General features: G+C 76.0%; 13 protein-coding genes. 8 read left to right on the top strand and 5 right to left on the bottom strand.

What is annotated here, in order from left to right; translation table 11 throughout:
* The first annotated feature begins 2 nt into the window (after window positions 1–2).
* Complete coding sequence (locus LZG04_RS14575; RefSeq protein ID WP_233817121.1) at window positions 3–1,049, top strand: DUF58 domain-containing protein; 1,047 nt, start codon at window positions 3–5, stop codon at window positions 1,047–1,049.
* Window positions 1,046–3,007 carry a transglutaminaseTgpA domain-containing protein gene (locus LZG04_RS41710; RefSeq protein WP_308199094.1) on the top strand — a complete coding sequence of 654 codons (1,962 nt, stop codon included), beginning with the start codon at window positions 1,046–1,048 and terminating at the stop codon, window positions 3,005–3,007. The genes LZG04_RS14575 and LZG04_RS41710 overlap by 4 nt, the downstream gene beginning before the upstream one ends.
* Window positions 3,008–3,010: 3 nt before the next feature.
* Here LZG04_RS41710 and LZG04_RS14565 read toward each other — a convergent pair whose 3' ends face one another.
* Window positions 3,011–4,504, bottom strand: coding sequence for a protein kinase (locus LZG04_RS14565; RefSeq protein WP_233817119.1), 1,494 nt, complete (start codon window positions 4,502–4,504; stop codon window positions 3,011–3,013).
* Window positions 4,505–4,603: 99 nt separating this feature from the next.
* On the opposite strand from LZG04_RS14565, the gene eccD reads away from it, so the two are divergent.
* A complete protein-coding gene (eccD, locus tag LZG04_RS14560; protein ID WP_233817117.1) occupies window positions 4,604–5,884 on the top strand; it encodes a type VII secretion integral membrane protein EccD in 1,281 nt (426 codons plus the stop codon).
* Window positions 5,885–5,887: 3 nt separating this feature from the next.
* Window positions 5,888–7,294 (top strand): type VII secretion protein EccB, encoded by a 1,407-nt coding sequence (gene eccB / locus LZG04_RS14555; RefSeq protein ID WP_233817115.1) that lies wholly within the window; start codon window positions 5,888–5,890, stop codon window positions 7,292–7,294.
* Window positions 7,295–7,674: 380 nt separating this feature from the next.
* Here eccB and LZG04_RS14550 read toward each other — a convergent pair whose 3' ends face one another.
* The 3 genes from LZG04_RS14550 to eccCa are packed head-to-tail and all read right to left on the bottom strand — an operon-like array spanning window position 7,675 to window position 13,273.
* Window positions 7,675–8,955 carry a hypothetical protein gene (locus LZG04_RS14550; RefSeq protein WP_233817578.1) on the bottom strand — a complete coding sequence of 427 codons (1,281 nt, stop codon included), beginning with the start codon at window positions 8,953–8,955 and terminating at the stop codon, window positions 7,675–7,677.
* Window positions 8,952–9,329, bottom strand: a complete 378-nt coding sequence (locus LZG04_RS14545) for a hypothetical protein (protein WP_233817113.1) — start codon at window positions 9,327–9,329, stop codon at window positions 8,952–8,954. Before LZG04_RS14545 ends, LZG04_RS14550 begins: the two co-directional genes overlap by 4 nt.
* Window positions 9,326–13,273, bottom strand: a complete 3,948-nt coding sequence (gene eccCa, locus LZG04_RS14540) for a type VII secretion protein EccCa (protein ID WP_233817111.1) — start codon at window positions 13,271–13,273, stop codon at window positions 9,326–9,328. The genes LZG04_RS14545 and eccCa overlap by 4 nt, the downstream gene beginning before the upstream one ends.
* 32 nt (window positions 13,274–13,305) lie before the next feature.
* Between eccCa and LZG04_RS14535 the strand changes: the two genes are divergently transcribed.
* On the top strand, window positions 13,306–13,779 hold the full coding sequence (locus LZG04_RS14535) for a WXG100 family type VII secretion target (protein ID WP_308199093.1): 474 nt from the start codon (window positions 13,306–13,308) through the stop codon (window positions 13,777–13,779).
* 28 nt (window positions 13,780–13,807) lie between these two features.
* The gene (locus LZG04_RS14530) at window positions 13,808–14,104 is read left to right on the top strand and encodes a hypothetical protein (RefSeq protein WP_233817107.1); all 297 of its coding nucleotides are present in this window, start codon (window positions 13,808–13,810) and stop codon (window positions 14,102–14,104) included.
* 46 nt (window positions 14,105–14,150) lie between these two features.
* On the opposite strand, the gene mycP is transcribed toward LZG04_RS14530, so the two are convergent.
* Window positions 14,151–15,416 (bottom strand): type VII secretion-associated serine protease mycosin, encoded by a 1,266-nt coding sequence (gene mycP, locus LZG04_RS14525; protein WP_233817105.1) that lies wholly within the window; start codon window positions 15,414–15,416, stop codon window positions 14,151–14,153.
* A gap of 90 nt (window positions 15,417–15,506) precedes the next feature.
* Here mycP and LZG04_RS14520 point away from each other — a divergent pair, with 90 nt between their 5' ends.
* Together LZG04_RS14520 and LZG04_RS14515 are read left to right on the top strand one after the other, a co-directional pair.
* Complete coding sequence (locus tag LZG04_RS14520; RefSeq protein ID WP_233817103.1) at window positions 15,507–15,779, top strand: YbaB/EbfC family nucleoid-associated protein; 273 nt, start codon at window positions 15,507–15,509, stop codon at window positions 15,777–15,779.
* 35 nt (window positions 15,780–15,814) lie between these two features.
* Entirely contained in the window at window positions 15,815–16,360 is a 546-nt protein-coding gene (locus LZG04_RS14515; RefSeq protein ID WP_233817101.1) for a hypothetical protein, read from the top strand.
* Window positions 16,361–16,415: the final 55 nt, after the last annotated feature.

The raw sequence follows: 16,415 nt of genomic DNA, 5'->3' as shown, positions 1-16,415 counted from the left end.
CGGTGCGGCTGACCCGGCGCGGCGTGGCCGTGCTCGTCGCCGCGCTGCTGTGCGGCGCGGGCGGTTTCGCCGCCGGCTACCCGTTGTTGCAGGCGTTGGCCGGGCTGTCGGTCGGCGCGGTGGTGGCGGCGTTCTTCGCGGCCGCCCGCCGCCCGCGCGTCGACGTGCGCCGGGACGTCTACCCGGACCGGGTCGAGCGGGGCAGGCCCGCGCTGGCGCGGCTGGACGTCCGGCACTCGGGTGGCGGCTTCACCGCGCGGGACCGGTGCGGGCCGCACGTGCGCGGCGTGCTGGTGCGGGCGGACGCGGTGTACCGGTACGAGCTGCCGACCACCTCACGCGGCAAGCACACCGTCGGCCCGCTGGCGATCGAGCGCGCCGACCCGCTGGGCCTGGTGCGCAACCTGGTGGACACCGGCGACACGGTGACGCTGTGGGTGCACCCCCGGCTGCACCCGGCCCGGCCGTTCGCGGGCGGCTACCGGCGGCACCACCACGACGGCCCGACCACCGACCAGTCACCGCGCGGCTCGCTGGACCTGCGCGAGGTGCGCGAGTACGTGCCCGGCGACGAGGTGCGGCTGGTGCACTGGAAGGCCACCGCGCGGACCGGGAAGCTGATGGTGCGCGACTACGCCGACCCCGACCAGCCGCGGTTCACGTTGCTGCTGGACACCCGGCACGCCAAGGCGTTCGAGGAGGCCGTGGAGATCGCCGCGTCCCTGCTGCACGCGGGCGTCGTGGCCGGTCGGCACGGGCGGCTGCTCACGCCGTGCGGCGTGGACGTGACGGTGCGGGGCGGGGTGCTGGCCGCGCGGCGGCTGCTCGACGAGCTGTGCGTGCTGGGCGTGCGGCCGGGCTCGGCGCTGCCGTCACGCCCACCGGGCAGCCTGGTGGTGGTGACGGCGGGTCCGCTGGACGCGGTCGCGCCGCTGCGGCCCGATGTCGTGTTCTCCCTCGGCGGCCCCGGTGAGGTCGTCGGGGCGCGGGTGATCTGGGCGCCGGACGCCGAACGTGCGGTCCGGCGGTGGAACGAGGCGGTGGGGTGAGCGTGGCCGTGCGGGGGACGGTCGCCGTGTACGCGGCGGCGGTGGTGGCGGGGTTGTTGTTCGGGCCGGTGTTCGGGGTCGGCGCGTTGCTGCTGCCGGTGGGCGCGGCGGTGCTGCCCGCGTTGGGCGTGACGCTGTGGCTGCGGTCGCGTGAGGCGTGGCGTGCGGTGGCGGCGGCCGCGGCCGGGTCGGCGGTGCTGGTGACCGCGTTGCGGACGGACCCGCGGGTGGTGCTCGCGAGCGTGCCGGACTCGTGGCGGCTGGCGTTGCAGACGACGTGGCCCGCCCGCCCGGAGCCCGAGGTCGTCGTGTTCGTGCCGCTGCTGGTGCTGGCGGCCGCGGTGTTCGGGGTCGAGCTGCTGGCGCGGCTGCGCACGCCGTTGGTGTCGTTGCTGCCGGCGTTGGGCGTGGTGGTGTTGAGCCAGGCGTACGCGGCGGCCGGTGGTGCGGTGGCGGTGGTGGCGGCGGTGGCGTTCGCGGCGTGCGGCGCGGTGATCGTGGCGCGGTCCGTGCCGTGGGCGGCCATCGTCCTCGGTGTCGTCGGCGCGGTGGCGCTGGGCCTGGTGTCGCCGGGACCGGCCTGGACGTTGCGGGAGGGCGAGTCCGCGCCGCTGGCGACGTCACGGGTGGCGAGCCCGCTCAACGAGCTGCCGGCCCTGCTGTCCGATCCCGCCGAGCCGGTGTTCGAGTACTCCACGACCGACGCCCAGCCGGTCGACCGGTGGCCGATCGCGGTGCTGGACGAGTTCGACGGGGTCGACTGGACGCCCGGCGGCGAGCTGCGGCGGATGGGTGCGGAGCTGCCCGCCGGGGTGGAGGGCGCGGTGTCGCGGTCGGCGCGCGTGCGGTTGACGGGGTCGTTGGCCGGGCCGTGGCTGCCCAGCCAGGCCAAGCCCGCCGCTGTCGACGGCGTCGACGCGGTGGTGAACCCCTCCAGCGGCACGTTGCTGGCCGATCGGGCTTCCGAGTACACGTTGACGTGGTGGGAGCCGCGGATCGACCCGGAGACGTTGATGGGCAAGGGGATCGACCCGTCGGCCCCCGGCGGGTTCGCCGGTATCGGCGAGGTGCCCGCCGAGGTCCAGCAGCGCGCCAAGGACGCCGTGCGGGGCCTGCGGTCGTCGTTCCAGTCCGCGTTGGTGCTGGAGAAGTTCATGCGCGAGGAGTTCGAGCTGGTGTCGTCCGGCGAGCTGCCGGTCGGGCACGGCTGGCCGCAGTTGGAGCGGTTCCTGCTGGTCGAGAAGCGCGGGACGAGCGAGCAGTTCGCGGCGGCGTACGTGGCGATGGCGCGGGTGCTGGGCATCCCGGCGCGGCTGGTGGTCGGGTTCGCCGGGTCGGGCGCGGACGCGGTGGTGCGCAACGGTGACGTCATGGCGTGGCCCGAGGTGGCGGTGGCCGACGTGGGGTGGGTGGCGCTGGACCCGACCGGGTCGGCCAAGGTGTCGTCGGCCTCGGCGGGGCTGTCGGAGGTGACGGAGGAGGCGCGGGAGAAGCTGCCGCCGGTGGAGGACCTGTCACCGCCCCGGCTGCCGCCCGCGCCCCCGGTCGACGGCACCTCGGACGAGGACCGGCGGTGGTGGCCGTTGCTGTGGCTGCTCGTCGTGCCGGTGGCGTGGGTGGTCGCGCTGCCGGTGCTGGCCTGGGCGCGGTCGTGGCGGCGGCGCCGGTCGGGCACGGTGGGCGACGCGTGGGCCGAGGTGCGCGACCGGTTGCGCCGGCACGGGGTGGCGGTGACCTCGGCGATGACCGTGCGGGACGCGGCGCGGGCGGCCGGGCCGGTCGTCGACCGCCCCACGGTGGAGGCGTTGTCCGGCTTGGCGATGGCGGTGGACGCCGCGATGTGGTCGGGCGCGCCGGTCGACGCACGGGTGCACGCGTGGGCCGCGGCCCGTGACGTGCGATCGGGGCTGGCCCGCCGTCCGCTGAAGGCGCGGCTGCGGGCGATGTTCCGGTACTGAGCCCTACTTCGCGCAGACGGCGTCGCGGATGCCCTTGAGCTGGCTGTGGTAGACCTCGTTGCCGTCGGTGCCCTGGAGCTCGAAGCAGTACTTGCGGCCGGGCTCGACCTTGATGTTCGTGGTCTGCTCGCGCAACGGCCCCGTGTTCCAGTTGGGTTGCCCATCGGGCGCGACGATGACCACGTAGTCCAGCTTGGCGGAGCTGCGCCAGGCGAGCCGCACCTGCTCGCCGGTGTCCTCGACGACCTCCAGCTCGATCTGCACGCCGGTGTCGCCGCCGGGCGCGTTCACGGTCGGCGCGGCGGGCGACGGCGGTGGCGCGTCTTCGCGGAGGAGCAGGAAGGGTGCCGCGGCGAAGAGCGCCAGCGCACCCGCGATGCCCGCCACCATCCCGGCCTTCCCGGTCCGGTCGGACTTCTTGCGGTCCGGCGTGACCTCGACGATGGGCATCCGCACCGGCGGGGCGGGCGGCACGATCGGGTAGGCGTCGGAGGCGGGCGGCGCGATCGGCGGCGCAGGGGGGAACGAGGTCTGCGGCGAGGCCGGACCCGCCGGCGCGGGGAAGACGGCCGGCTGCGAAGCTGGGATCGTCGGCGCAGAAGGGAACACGACCGGCGGTACCGACCGCGGAGCGGGACCTGTCGGCGCGGGCGGGAGCGCGGTCGGTGGGGTCGCGGGCATCGGGATGAACGGCGCGGCCGGCTGGTGGTAGGTGGTGTCGGCGAAGTCGTCGAAGCCCACCCCGGCGATGGCGGCCAGGCGTGCCGCCACGTCGGTCGGCCGGGCGTCCGGTTCCCGCGACAGCAGGGCGCGGACCACGTCGGCCAGGCCCGGCGGCAGGTCCGGGCGCGTCACGCCCGGCACCGGGGAGCCCAGCACCCGCAGCAGGTGCTCCTCCGCCCGCTCCCCCATCCGCGCCGGGTAGGGCACCTCGCCCGTCAACGCCAGGTACAGCACCGCGCCCAAGCCGTACAGGTCGGTGCGCGCGTCGCGCACCGCGTCGCGCACGGTCTCCGGCGCGGCGAAGTCCACCGGCGGGTCGGTCGGGAACGCCCGGCGGACCATCAGGCCACCGTCGGCCAGCACCGGTTCGCCGGACGCCCGGAACAGCACGTTGGTGGCGGTGACGCCGCCGTGCACGAGGCCGGCCGCGTGCGCCGCGCCCAACGCCTCCGCCAGCACCTGCGCCAGGTCCAGCACCTCGTTCACCGGCAGCGGGCCGCCGTGGCGCACCCGCGCCGCCAGCGAGTGCCGGCACAGCTCCGAGCACACCGCGGTCACGCCGTCGGCCAACTCCTCCACGCCCCGCACGGCCGCGGTGAACGGCACCCGCCGCCACTTCGCGACCTCCCGCTCCAGCGCGGCGCGCGTGCGCCGGTCCAGCGCGGCCGGGAGCACCTTGTACGCCGCCCCGCCGCCCGCGTACACCGTCGCCACCGGGCCGTTGCCCAGCGGAACGAGGTGGTTGCTGTGAGGATTGACCATCGCGGTGCTCATTGTCCCCACGCTGCCGCACGCCGTCCAGCGGCCGTGCCGCGTGTCCGGTAGCTGCCGCACGTCCGCCACGCGCGGTACCGCCGGTCCATCGTGACGCGCATGAACACCACAGGTCTGGTGCGGGTGACGATCGCCGCGCCGCACCGGCGCATCGACTTGGCGCTGCCCGAGCAGTCTTCGGTCGCCGAAGTGCTGCCCGGACTGGTGAAGCACGCGGGTGAACCGCCCGCCGACGACGGCTGGCTGCTGCGCAGGCCCGACGGCACGGCGCTGGAACTGGGCCGGACGCTGGCCGCGCACCGGATCCGCGACGGCGAGGTGCTGCACCTGGCGCACCGGCGCACCGAGTGGCCCGAGCTGGAGTACGACGACCTGGTGGACGTGATCGCGTCCGGCCTGGGCCGCACGTGGGGTCCGCGGCACACCCGGCGGGCGGGCCTGCTCGCGGGCGGGCTGCTGGTGCTGCTCGGCGCGGTGCCGATCGCGGCCCTGGGTTCGCCGTGGTGGGCCTGGGGCCTGGCCGCGGCGCTGCTGGCGGCCGGTGTGACGTGTGCGCGGGCGTTCGGCGACGCGGGGGCGGGCGCGGTGCTGGCGGCGTTGGCGTTGCCGTTCGCCGCGTTGGGCGGGGTGCTGTTCCTCGGCGTGGGTGCGGGTCTCGGCGCGCCGCACCTGGTGACGGCGTGCTCGGCGGTGTTGGTGGTGGCCGTGCTCGCGTTGGTCGGGGTGGCGGAGCGGGCGGTGTGGTTCACCGCCGCGACGACCGCCGCGCTGCTGGGCGCCGGCGGGGCGTGGTTGGCGGCGGACGTGCTGACCGGCGTGGAGGCGGCCGCCGTGGTCGCGGGCGCGGCGCTGGTGTTCTCGCCGCTGTGCGCGCCGCTGGCGATCCGGCTGGGCCGGGTGCCGTTGCCGACGTTGCCGCGCACGCCCGCGGACCTGCTCGCCGATCCGCCCCGTCCGGCCCGTGCGGCGGTGCGCGAGGCGGTGGTGCGGGCCGACGGGCTGTTGACCGGGATGCTCGCCGGCTGCGCGGTCGCGATCGTGGGGTGCGCGGTGCTGCTGGCGCGGGGCGGCGTGTGGTCGTGGGTGCTGCTGGGCGTCCTGGGCGTGGGGTTGTTGCTGCGCGCCCGGCTGTACCCGGCGGTGCGGCAACGCGGACCGCTGCTGGGAGCCGGGATCGCGGTGGTGGCGGCGCTGCCGGCGGGACCGGCGGTGATCGGGCTCGGCGCGGTGGTGATCGTGGTGGGCCTGGCCCGGGTGAAGCGGAACGCGCGGCTGTCGCGTTACGCGGAGCTGGCGGAGGTCGTCGTGGTGGTCGCCGTGGTGCCGGTGGTGTGCGCGGTGCTCGGGCTGTATGGGTACCTGCGCGGGTTGGGGGGCTGAGCCGTGGCGTCGAACCGGGATCAGGTGCAGGCGCAGCAGTTCCTGCTGCAACGGGTGGTGTCCGCGCTCGTCACCGGCGAGACCGACCCGGAGCAGCCGCCGTTCCGCCGGGCCGTGGTGGCGGCGTTCGGCGGCATCGCCGTCGCGGTGGTCGTGCTGGCGGGGTTCGGGGTGTACGGGATGGTGTCGCCGGGTGGCAGCACGGCGTGGCGCGGCGAGTTCGTGGTGGTGGAGAAGGAGACCGGCGCGCGGCACGTGTACCTGGACGGCAGGCTGCACCCGGTGGCCAACTACGTGTCGGCGTTGTTGGCGCTGGGCAGGCACGCGCAGACGCGGACGGTGTCGCGCGAGTCGTTGGCCGGTGTGCCGCGCGGGCCGCGGATCGGGATCGAGGACGCGCCGGACTCGCTGCCCGCCCCGGCGCGCCTGATCACCGGCGGCTGGACGATGTGCTCGCAGCCCCGGCCGGACGTCACCGGCGCGACCGTGAACGACTCGGTGCTCGTGGTCGGCGACCTGGCGGGCGGGCGGCCGTTGGAGGACCGCGCGCTGCTGGTGGACGTGCCGGAGACGGGTGACCAGTACCTGCTGTGGCGCGGTTTCCGCCACCGGATCCGGCAGGCCGACACGGTGGCCGTGGGCCTGGCGCTGCGCTCCGAGCCGCGGGCGCGGGTCGGGTCGGCGCTGGTCGACGTGCTGCCGGCGGGTGAGCCGATCGCGCCGATCGCGCTGCCGGGTGTCGGGGCCGGGTCACGGGCGGTGCCGGGCGCGCGGGTGGGTCAGCTGTTCGTGGTGGAGGCGTCCGGCGGCGAGGTGCAGCACTACCTGGCGGAGGCCGAGGCGCTGCGGCCCATCTCCGAGCTCCAGTACGACATCCAGCGCACGTTCCAACCCACCGCGCAGGCGTACGACGGCGGTCAGCCGGTCGGGATCCCGCTGGGGTTGTTGGTGGCCGGGCAGTCCAAGCAGGGGCCACCGGTGCGGACGGGCCCGGGCAAGCCGCCCACGGCCCGCCCGGAGTTCGCCGCGGCGGACGGCTCGACCCTGTGCGCCGCGTTCGACGCCGCCGGCTCCCCGCCGACCCTGGTCGTCGACCCGCCCCTGCCCACCCCGGACCCGCTGATGAGCGCCACCACTCGGCGCACGGAAACCGGGACACCGCTGGCGGACCGGGTGATCGTGCCACCGGGCCGTGCCGCCGTGGTGGAGGTCATGCCGGGCCCGGACGCCCCGGTGGGCACCGTCGTCCTGGTCACCGACCAGGGCCGGGCTCACGCCCTGGCGTCCCGCGACGTGCTGGAAGTGCTGGGCTACCAGGACATCACGCCGGTGCGCCTGCCGGTGAGCCTGGTCTCCCGCGTCCCACACGGCTCACCACTGGACCCGGCCGCCGCCCTGCGCCGCCCCTGAAGGGCATCGAACCCGCCCCACGCCAAACCTGCCCCGACCTGGTCCACCCGACCCGACCCGCCGGGACCAACCCGAGCCGGCCAACCCAACCCGACCCACAGCCACCCGACCACGCCGACCCGGCCCACCCGACCCGATCCGCCCAGCCGGCCAACCCACCGGACCTACAGCGGCCCGACCACGCCCAACCCACCGGACACACAGCGGCCCGACCGCGCCCAACCCAACCCGACCCGCCCCACAGCCGCGCAACCCGGCCCGGCCCGGCCCAAACCACCCTGGCCCGCAGTGGCTCGCTCACCCGCCGGGAGTTCGCCAGGTGTCGGAAACACCGCACCGCCCCTCGCGCTCGGCGAGGGGCGGTGCGATGTTTGTCGTGGTCAGCGGCCGGTCAGTGGGGAGCGTGGCCCCTCCGTCTGCCACAGTTCCTCGTCCAGCGCCTCCGACTCCGGAGTCCGCCGCCCGTCCGCCCTGGTGGGGAGCGTGCCCGCCGGGGTCGGCCGCCCGCGCAACGTCTCGGGCACGCCCGGCGTGCCGGCGCGCCGCCTGCCCTTGCCCGCCGGTGCGCGTTGGGCGTCACCCGGCTTCGGCTTGCCCGCGCCGGACCGCCCCGCGGTCGCCGGCGGCATCATCGGCGGCACGGTGCCGCCGCCCGTGGTCGACGCCGGGGCACTACCTGCCGCCGTGGGCAGCACGGGTGGTGTCGGCGGGATCAGGGACGCGGCGGACAGGGTTCCCGGCTTGACGGCCTTCGCGACCGCCGGCACGGCGGGCAGACCGGTCAACGCCGCACCGCCCACACCTCGCCCGCCGATCCCGCGCGTCGCCCACGCCGGCGTCACGCCCGGTGTGGTGACCGGCGGCGTCACGGGCAGGTGCGGCAACGCCGGGGTCGGCCGGGTGAGGTCCGGGGTCGGCGGCACGGACGGCAGCGTCGGCAGCGTCGGCAGCGTCGCCGCGCCACCGGACAACGCCGGACCACCCGCCGGACCACCAGCGGCGCCACCGGGAGCAGCACCACCAGGAGCACCACCGGGAGCGCCGCCGGGAGCAGGACCACCGGCCGCGGGACCAGCCGCGGGACCGCCCGCCGGAGCGCCGGAAGGGCCGCCGGACGGCCCACCGCCCGGGCCACCGGGCCCACCGGCCCCCGTCGTCGCCGCCCGCTCACCCTGCGCCGCCGCGCTCACCGCCGCGGCCGCCGCCGCGTACAACCCGTCCAACGCCTCCAACCGCGCCGCCGCCTGCGCCCGCAACGCCACCAGCTGCGCCAGTACCGCGGCCGCCGCCACCCCCGTCGCCGCCAACGCCAGCAACTGCTGCTCCGCCACGGCGCACTGGTCGAGGAACGCCTTCGTCACCGGGATGTCGGCGGCCAGCACGTCCAACGCCGCCGACGGTCGCGCCGCGTCGATGCGCGCCGCCCACTCGGCCATCCCCTTCGACGCCGCCGACGCCCGCGCCCCGAACATCCCACCGGCCTCGTCGGTCCACCGGGGCGCCAGGTCGCCGACCTGGGCGTCCAGCGCCGCGGCCGAGAGGCCCAGTTCCTCCCGCGCCCGGACCCACATCCGGCTCGCCCGTTCCAGCCGGGCGACGTGGGCCGTCTCCTGCGCCACCCGCGCGGCCATCTGCGCGCACGTCTCACCCGCGTAGCTCATGCCAGCGCCGCCGGCTCGCCGCCGGGACCGCGCCGCACGTTCCGGTACAGGCGCGTGGCCTCCGCGAACACCGGAGCGGGCCCGGTCGGGGCCGCGTCACGCGCCCGCACCAGCGCCTGCGCTGCGGTGCCGTCGCCGCGCAGGTAGTCGTCCGCGCACGCCACCGCGATGTCCCGCAACCGGACCAGCTCCTGGTCGGCGGCGGTCAGGTAGGTGGTCAGCGCGGCGGTCGACGCCTCGTCGGCCGCCTGGAACGGCGGGCACCCCAGCACACCGCCGCCGCACCGACCGGGCACGGCCTCGCGCGCCACCGCCGTCAGGTCCAGTTGCCGCGGCTTGAACGCCGCCATGTCCTCGGTCACTCCGTTGATCACTGATCGCTCCCTCGGTCCGGATCTGCCACTTGCACCAGCGACGGCGCGCGTCGCCGGTCCACCAACCGGCCGCGCCCCGGTGGCAGCGGCTCGGGCTTGAGGCCGCCCAGCAACGGCCCCTCGTTGCGGTCGCCGGACAACATCAACCCCGGCGAGCCCACGTCGCGCAGCCTGGCGACGAACGCCTCGAACAGCGCCCGCCCGGCCCCACCGGTCCGCCGCGTCACCACGACGTGCAGCCCGATGTCTCGCCCCTGCGGCAGGTACGGCAGCAGCGCCAGCAGCGGGTTGTCCATGCCGGTCGCGACCAGGTCGTAGTCGTCGACCAGCACGAACAGCTCGGGCCCGGTCCACCAGTTGCGCGCGCGCAACTGCTCGGCGGTGACGTCCGGGCCGGGCAGCCGCAACGCCATCGCCCGCGCCGCCTCCGCCATCAGGTGCGCGGTGGTCGAGGTGTCCGCGCCGTAGCCGAGCAGGTGGGTGTCCGGCACGTCGCCGACCAGGCCGCGCCGGTGGTCCACCACCAGCAGCCTGGCCTGCGCGGGCGTGCGGTTGGCCACGATCCGCCGGGCCAGCAGCCGCAGGAACGACGTCTTGCCGGACTCGGCGTCGCCCAGCACCAGGAAGTGGGCGTCGGCGGCGAAGTCCACGTGCGCCGGCCCGAGGTCGTGCTCGGCCAGGCCGATCGCGAACCGCAGCCCCTCGTCGGCCGGCGGGAGGTCGGCGACCGCCACCCGACCGGGCAGCAACCGCACCCGCGGCGCGGGCGCGCCGGTCCAGGCCCGGGCCACCGCGTCCACGAGCGCGGCCAGCGCGGGCGTGGCACTGTCCACATCGGACTGGCCGTCGATGCGCGGCAGCGCCACCAGCAGGTGGTGCCCGCCCGGCGTGATGCCGCGCCCCGGCACGCCCTCCGGCACCGCCGCCGCGCTGCGCCGGTCCACCGCGCTGTCCAGCGGGTCGCCCAGGCGCAGCTCCACCCGGCTGCCGAACAGGTCGCGGATACCCGGGCGCAGGTCGAACGGCCGCGCGCACGCGCCCACCACGTGCACCCCGAACGACAACCCGCGGGCCGCGATGTCGGAGATCACGTCCTCCAGGTCCTCGAAGTCCTTGCGCAACGTCTGCCACCCGTCGACCACCAGGAACACGTCGCCGTGCGGCTCGTCGGCGAACCGGCCCTCCCGCCGCATGGCCCGGAACCCGGCGATGCCGTCCACGTCGTGCTCGGCGAACAGGCGCTCCCGCCGTTCCAGCACCGCGGCCACCTCGGCCACGGTCCGCCGCACGGCCCCGGCCTGCTGCCGCCCGGCGACCCCGCCGACGTGCGGCAGCCCGCGCAGCGCGCCCAGCAGCCCGCCGCCGAAGTCCAGGCAGTAGAACTGCACCTCCGCCGGGGTGTGCGTGAGCGCCAGGCTCGCCACCACCGTGCGCACCGCCGTGCTGCGGCCACTGCGCGGGCCGCCGACCACCAGCACGTGCCCGGCCGCACCGGACAGGTCCAGCTCCAGCAGGTCGCGCCGCTGCTCGAACGGCCGGTCCACCAACCCCACCACGGCTCGCAGCCCGCCGTTGCGCCGCCGGTCGACGGGACACAGCCCCCGCGCGGGGTCCACCACGAGCGCACCCAGCAACTCGTCCAAAGTGGACGAGCGGTCCAACGGCGGCAGCCACACCTGGTGCGCGGGCGTGCCGCGGCCGGCCAACCGGTCCACCAGGATGTCCAGCAGGCTCTCGCCGACCGCGTCCTCGTCCACCGGCGCCACCTCGGGGGGCGCGCTCGGCGCGACATAATCGGTGGTGTAGAGCGCCATTCCGGGCAGGTCCACCGAGCCGGCCACGACACCCGACCCCGGCCTGCGGTGCACCCCGGACACGTACGCCGACCGGAACCGCACCATCGGCTCCGTGCCGAACTTCAGGTACCCGTGGCCGGGCGCGCGGGGCAGGCTGAACGCGTCCGCCACGCCCAGCACGGTCCGGCTCTCCAGCTCGGAGAACGTGCGCAGGCCGATCCGGTACGACAGGTGCGTGTCCAGCCCGCGCAACCGCCCCTCGTCCAACCGCTGGCTGGCCAGCAGCAGGTGCACGCCCAGCGACCGCCCCAACCGGCCGATCTGCACGAAGATGTCCACGAAGTCGGGCTTGGCCGACAGCAGCTCGCTGAACTCGTCGCACACCACCAGCAGCGTCGGCACCTCGGGCAGTGGCGCGCCCGCCGCGCGCGCCCGGTCGTAGTCGCGCAGCGAGGCGAAGTTCCCGGCCGCGCGCAGCAGTTCCTGGCGGCGCACCAGCTCGCCGTTGACCGCGTCGGCCATCCGGTCGACCAGCGGCAGCTCGTCCTCCAGGTTCGTGATCACCGCGCTGGTGTGCGGCAACCGGTCCAGGGTGGCGAACGTCGCGCCGCCCTTGAAGTCGATCAGCGCGAAGTTCAGCGACTCGGGCGGGTGCGTGAGCGCCAGCCCCAGCACCAGGGTGCGCAGCAGCTCGCTCTTGCCCGACCCGGTCGCGCCGATGAGCAGGCCGTGCGGCCCCATGCCGTCCTGCGCGGACTCCTTGAAGTCCAGCTCGACCGGCGTGCCGTCCTCGCGGATGCCGAACGGGATGCGCAGCCGGTCCCGGTTGGGCCGCTGCTGCCAGTTCTCCCCCGGCTCGTAGGAGTACACCTCGCCCAGCTCCAGCAGGTCCTCCAGGCCCGTGTCGCCCGCCAGCGGCTGCTCGCCCGCGCTGCCCGCGGTCAGCCGCAACGGCGCCAGCTCGCGGGCCAGCGCCTCGGCCGTCGGCAGGTCGAGCACGTCGGCGCGCCCCAGCTCCACGTCGCCGTCCGCGGTGCGGGCGCTCAGCGCGCCGTCGGCGGCGACCTCCAACGCCAGCGCCGCCCGCTCCGGCACGCGCGGCAGCGGCGACGACAGGTCCAGCACCGTCACACCCTCGACGCCACCGCCGGTCATCAGGTGGTCCGAGCCCGCGACCGAGCCGCCGTCCAGCACCACCACCAGGTGCGGACCGGCCGTGCCGCGCGCGCCGTCGGGGTCGAACCGGGGCCGGTCGGCGAGCACGTCGTCCAGCAGCGCCTCCAGCGCCACCACGCCGGACGTCACCAGCCGCACCGGTCCCACGGCGTCGGCGCGTTCGGGGTGCAACGCGTGTGGCAGCCACTTCACCCACTCCCACGACGGCCGTGCCGCGTCACCCGCGCAGACGGCGATCCGCACGTCGTCGGGCGCTTGCAGCACCGCCAACTGCGCGAGCACCGCACGCGCCAACGCCACCACGCGGTCCCGGTCACCGCCCACGTGGATCACGCCGAACCCCGCCAGCGCCAACGCCAGCGGCAGGTCGGCCACCGCGGAGTAGGTGGTCAGGAACCGGCGCAACGCCAAGGCGGACAACGGTTCCAGCCGTTCCAGCGGCACGGTGTCCGGCGGCACGAGGTCCAGCGCCGGCGCCTGCGGGCCGAGTCCGACGCGCACGACGGCGAAGTCCGCGTCGGACCGGCGTCGCTCCCACCGCCGGTCCGACACCGCCAGCGACAGCAGCGCGTCCGGTTCGGGGTGCAGGTGGGCCAGCGCCTCGCGCTGGCGGCGCACCGCACGGGTGACCCGCACCCGGTGCTGCGCCAACTGCCGCAGGTAGGACCGCCGGGCCTGGGCCATCTCCCGCTTGCTCGGGCCGCTGTTGTTCAGCAGCGACACCAGCACCATCGCCAGCATCGCCACGCCGAACAGGCCGAACACGACGAACCGCAGCGCGCCGGTCGTGCTGCCGCCGAACGTCAGCAGCATCGCCGCCATGATCGCCACCATCGGCAGCACCACGACCAGTTGCGCCCACGCCCGGCCCGCGGGCGGCGGGATCTCCGGCGGCGCCTCGAGCACCAGCTCGCCGGACGGCATCTCCGGCGCGGGCCTGCGTCCAGGTCTCGTCACCACCACGGTCGCCACCCCGGCACCCCCTTTCCACGTCGGCACCGATCGTGGTGGCGCGCGGGTGGTCGGCGGGTGGTCGTGGCAGGAACGTGCCGCGCCCGCCCGACCGACCGCGCCGGGGCGGTTCGCTGGGCGGTGCGGGAACCGCGACCAGGCGGCGACCGCGACCAGCGGAAGGGAGAACCGGAGTGCAGGACCAACTTCACGGCGTGACCGAGACCCTGGAGCGCGCCGCCTCGATGGCGGGGACGGTGTCCGGTGACATCAGGGGCCACCTGTCGACGCTGCGCCCCACCGTGGACGCGCTCAAGGGCCAGTGGGAGGGCACCGCGCGGCCGATCTTCGACGCCGCCCACGCCGATTGGGAGGCGGCGGTCACGCGGCTCACCGCGGCGCTCGACTCGCTCGGCGAGAACACCAAGTACTCGGTGTCGACCTACGTCAACGCCGACGAGGTGGGCGCCTCGGGGCTGAAGGCCGTGCCCGCGGGCGGCCTGCCGTTCAACGGTCAGCTCGCCTGACACCCAGCCGGACCAGGAAGGGACCGACATGCTCATCAAGGGCAACTTCACCCAGCTCGACGGGCTGGCCAGGCACATCGAGGAGACCATGACCAAGGTCTCGCAGGAGATGGACACCTGGCGCACCGAGGCGGGCGCCACGTCCCTCGACTGGCTCGACCAGGCCGGTGGGGCGTTCGGCGAGGTCAACGACGCGTGGCAGCAGATGTCCGCCGCGCAGCAGGCCGTGCTCGCGGCCCTGCGCCACGGCGTGAACGTGGCCAACAACGAGCTCCAGACGGCGCTGCAGTCGGCTGCGATGCGGGTCCGCTCGACCGCGCTCTGAGCAGCACCCGACCAGGCCCCGACGCCCACCGGCGTCGGGGCCTTCGTCATCGGGGGAACAGGAACACCTGGTCGGGCACCTCGGCCGGCGGTGAGCCCTCGGGCAAGGGGTCCAGCCGGGTGGGCGTCCACCGCCGGCGGCGACCGTTGACCAGCACGACCAGCAGCACGACCGCGACCAGCACCACCGCGGCGGCGAGCAGGAGGTGGCGGCGGGCGTGCGCCACGGCGGCACGCCACCAGGCCCGTTCCCGGGCCGCGCCGGGGTCTTCCACGGGCTTGACCACGACCGGCAGGACGTCGGGTTCGGCCGCCACCAGCCCGTCGGTGACCGCGCGGTACGGGTTGACCACGCCCGCGCCGTAGGCGGCGGCCTCACCCCGCGCCGGGCTCGCCGTGGCCAGCAGCCGGCGCGCGACCTCCGGCGCGGTCAGCTCCGGCCACGCCGCCCGCACCAGCGCGGCCGTGCCCGCGACGAACGGCGCGGCGAAGCTCGTGCCCTCCCAGTAGGCGTGCCCGCCCGCGCGGGTCGCGCCCGCCACCGCCTTGCCCGGCGCGACCAGGTCGACGTAGTCGCCGAGCTGCGAGCCGGACATCCGGTCGCCCGCGATGTCGATCGCGCCCACGCCCAGCACGCCGTCGTACGCGGCCGGGAACGACGGCAGCCGCACGCCGTCCCGCTGCCGGTTGCCCGCGGCGGCCACCACGAGCACGTCCTTGGCCACCGCGTGCGCCACGGCGTCGCGCACGTACTGGTTGTCCTCCAGCCCGGCCATCGACAGGTTGATCACCTTTGCGCCCTGGTCGGCGGCGTACCAGATGCCGCGGGCCAGCACGACGGGGTCCAGCGCGCGCACCGCGCCCGACTCATCCAGGTCGCGGTCGGCGACCCGCACCGGCAGCACCCGCGCGCCGGGCGCGACACCGTGGAAGCCGACGCCCTCCACCGGGTCGGCGGCCACGATGCTCGCCACCGCCGTGCCGTGCGACCCGCAGTCGAAGTCGCCGGGGAGGTCGCCCGTGAGGTGGAAGTCCTCGCCGCGCGCCACCTTCCCCGGCGCGCTCAGCTGCGGGTGGTCCCGGTCGACCCCGGTGTCCACGACCGCGACCAGCACGCCGGCGCCGGTGCTGTGCGGCCACGCCCGCGTCACGTCCAACGCCTGCTGCGCCCACGGCAGCTCCCGGATCGGCGGGCGCGCCGGCTCCGGGTCGCGACAGGCACCCGGCGGCGGCGCGGCGTGGGCGTCCGGTGTGGACAGTGCCACGAGCGCGACGGCCGCGAGCGCGGTGTTGAGTCGTCTCACGGGCACCATCGTCGGCAGTGCGCGCGTGAGCGGTCGCCGCCGTGGCCGGAAGCGGTCACGGCCCACCGCACGCGGCCCGGGCCGGCCGAGCATTCCCCTGTGGACCCAGCAGCCTACCGGCGACTCGCCGACCACCTGCGCGCCGTGCGCCAGGGCATGGCCGGGATCCGGGCGAGCGCGGACTCACCGGACGGCCTGATCACCGCCACCGTCGACGCGCGTGGCGAACTCCTCGACCTGGAGCTGAACCCGCGCGTCTACCGCGACCCCGACGCCGACGGGTTGAGCGGGCGGATCGTGGCGACGGTCGCGGAGGCGACCCGGCTCGCCCAAGACCAGGTGGCCGCGCTGACCAAGCGGCTCATGCCGTAGGCCGAGGCGACCGCTCCGACCCGCCGGGGGCCGCGATGAGCCTCGCGCACATGGACCCCGGCGCGACGGAGCAGGCGATGACCGGTGTCGAGGCGGCGGCCGCGGTGTCCGGCGACGCGTGGGCGGGCGGCCAGATCACGGCCAACGAGTCCGGCAACGGCACGGGTCTGCTCGCGCGGTCGTTCCGGGCCGAGTACCGGCCCGAACCCGTGCGCGCGGACAACGCGGGCAACGCGTTCGGCGGCGTCCGGGCGCTGTGGCACACCGCCGACACGGGCCCCGACGCCGCGCCGCTGCCCGAGGCCGCCGCCGAGGGCCTGATCGCCGACCCGGTGGCCGCGAACAGGGTGGCCGTCGGCACGAACGCAGTTCACCCCGCTCGACCTGGCGGGAGAGCCGGCGGAGGAGGTCGCGCGGCTGCTCGCCGACGTCCGGCCCGGCACCACCGCCGCGCATCGCGGCGACCGTGCTGGAGCCGGCCGGACCGACCACGGGCCTGTTCACCATCGCGCTGCACCCGGCCCGCGTGGTCCGCGGCGTCAGGTAACGACAGGATTGCGAAAAGGGGAACGCACGCGTGACCGGGGGTTGTGATCCAGCTCATGACGCCGCATGCTGACGGCCGGTTGGGAGCGC

The sequence above is a fragment of the Saccharothrix sp. S26 genome, assembly GCF_021390395.1.
In the GTDB taxonomy this organism is placed as follows: domain Bacteria; phylum Actinomycetota; class Actinomycetes; order Mycobacteriales; family Pseudonocardiaceae; genus Actinosynnema.
Note: the sequence above shows the minus strand (reverse complement) of the source record. Positions and strands in the feature narration are given on the sequence as shown.

Bases quoted from the DNA above. Each gene is read 5' to 3' on its own strand.
- LZG04_RS14515 (WP_233817101.1), top strand. From the start codon at position 15,815: ATGAGCCTCGCGCACATGGACCCCGGCGCGACGGAGCAGGCGATGACC.
- mycP (WP_233817105.1), bottom strand. From the start codon at position 15,416: ATGGTGCCCGTGAGACGACTCAACACCGCGCTCGCGGCCGTCGCGCTC.
- LZG04_RS14565 (WP_233817119.1), bottom strand. From the start codon at position 4,504: ATGAGCACCGCGATGGTCAATCCTCACAGCAACCACCTCGTTCCGCTG.
- LZG04_RS14550 (WP_233817578.1), bottom strand. From the start codon at position 8,955: ATGAGCTACGCGGGTGAGACGTGCGCGCAGATGGCCGCGCGGGTGGCG.
- eccD (WP_233817117.1), top strand. From the start codon at position 4,604: ATGAACACCACAGGTCTGGTGCGGGTGACGATCGCCGCGCCGCACCGG.
- LZG04_RS14530 (WP_233817107.1), top strand. From the start codon at position 13,808: ATGCTCATCAAGGGCAACTTCACCCAGCTCGACGGGCTGGCCAGGCAC.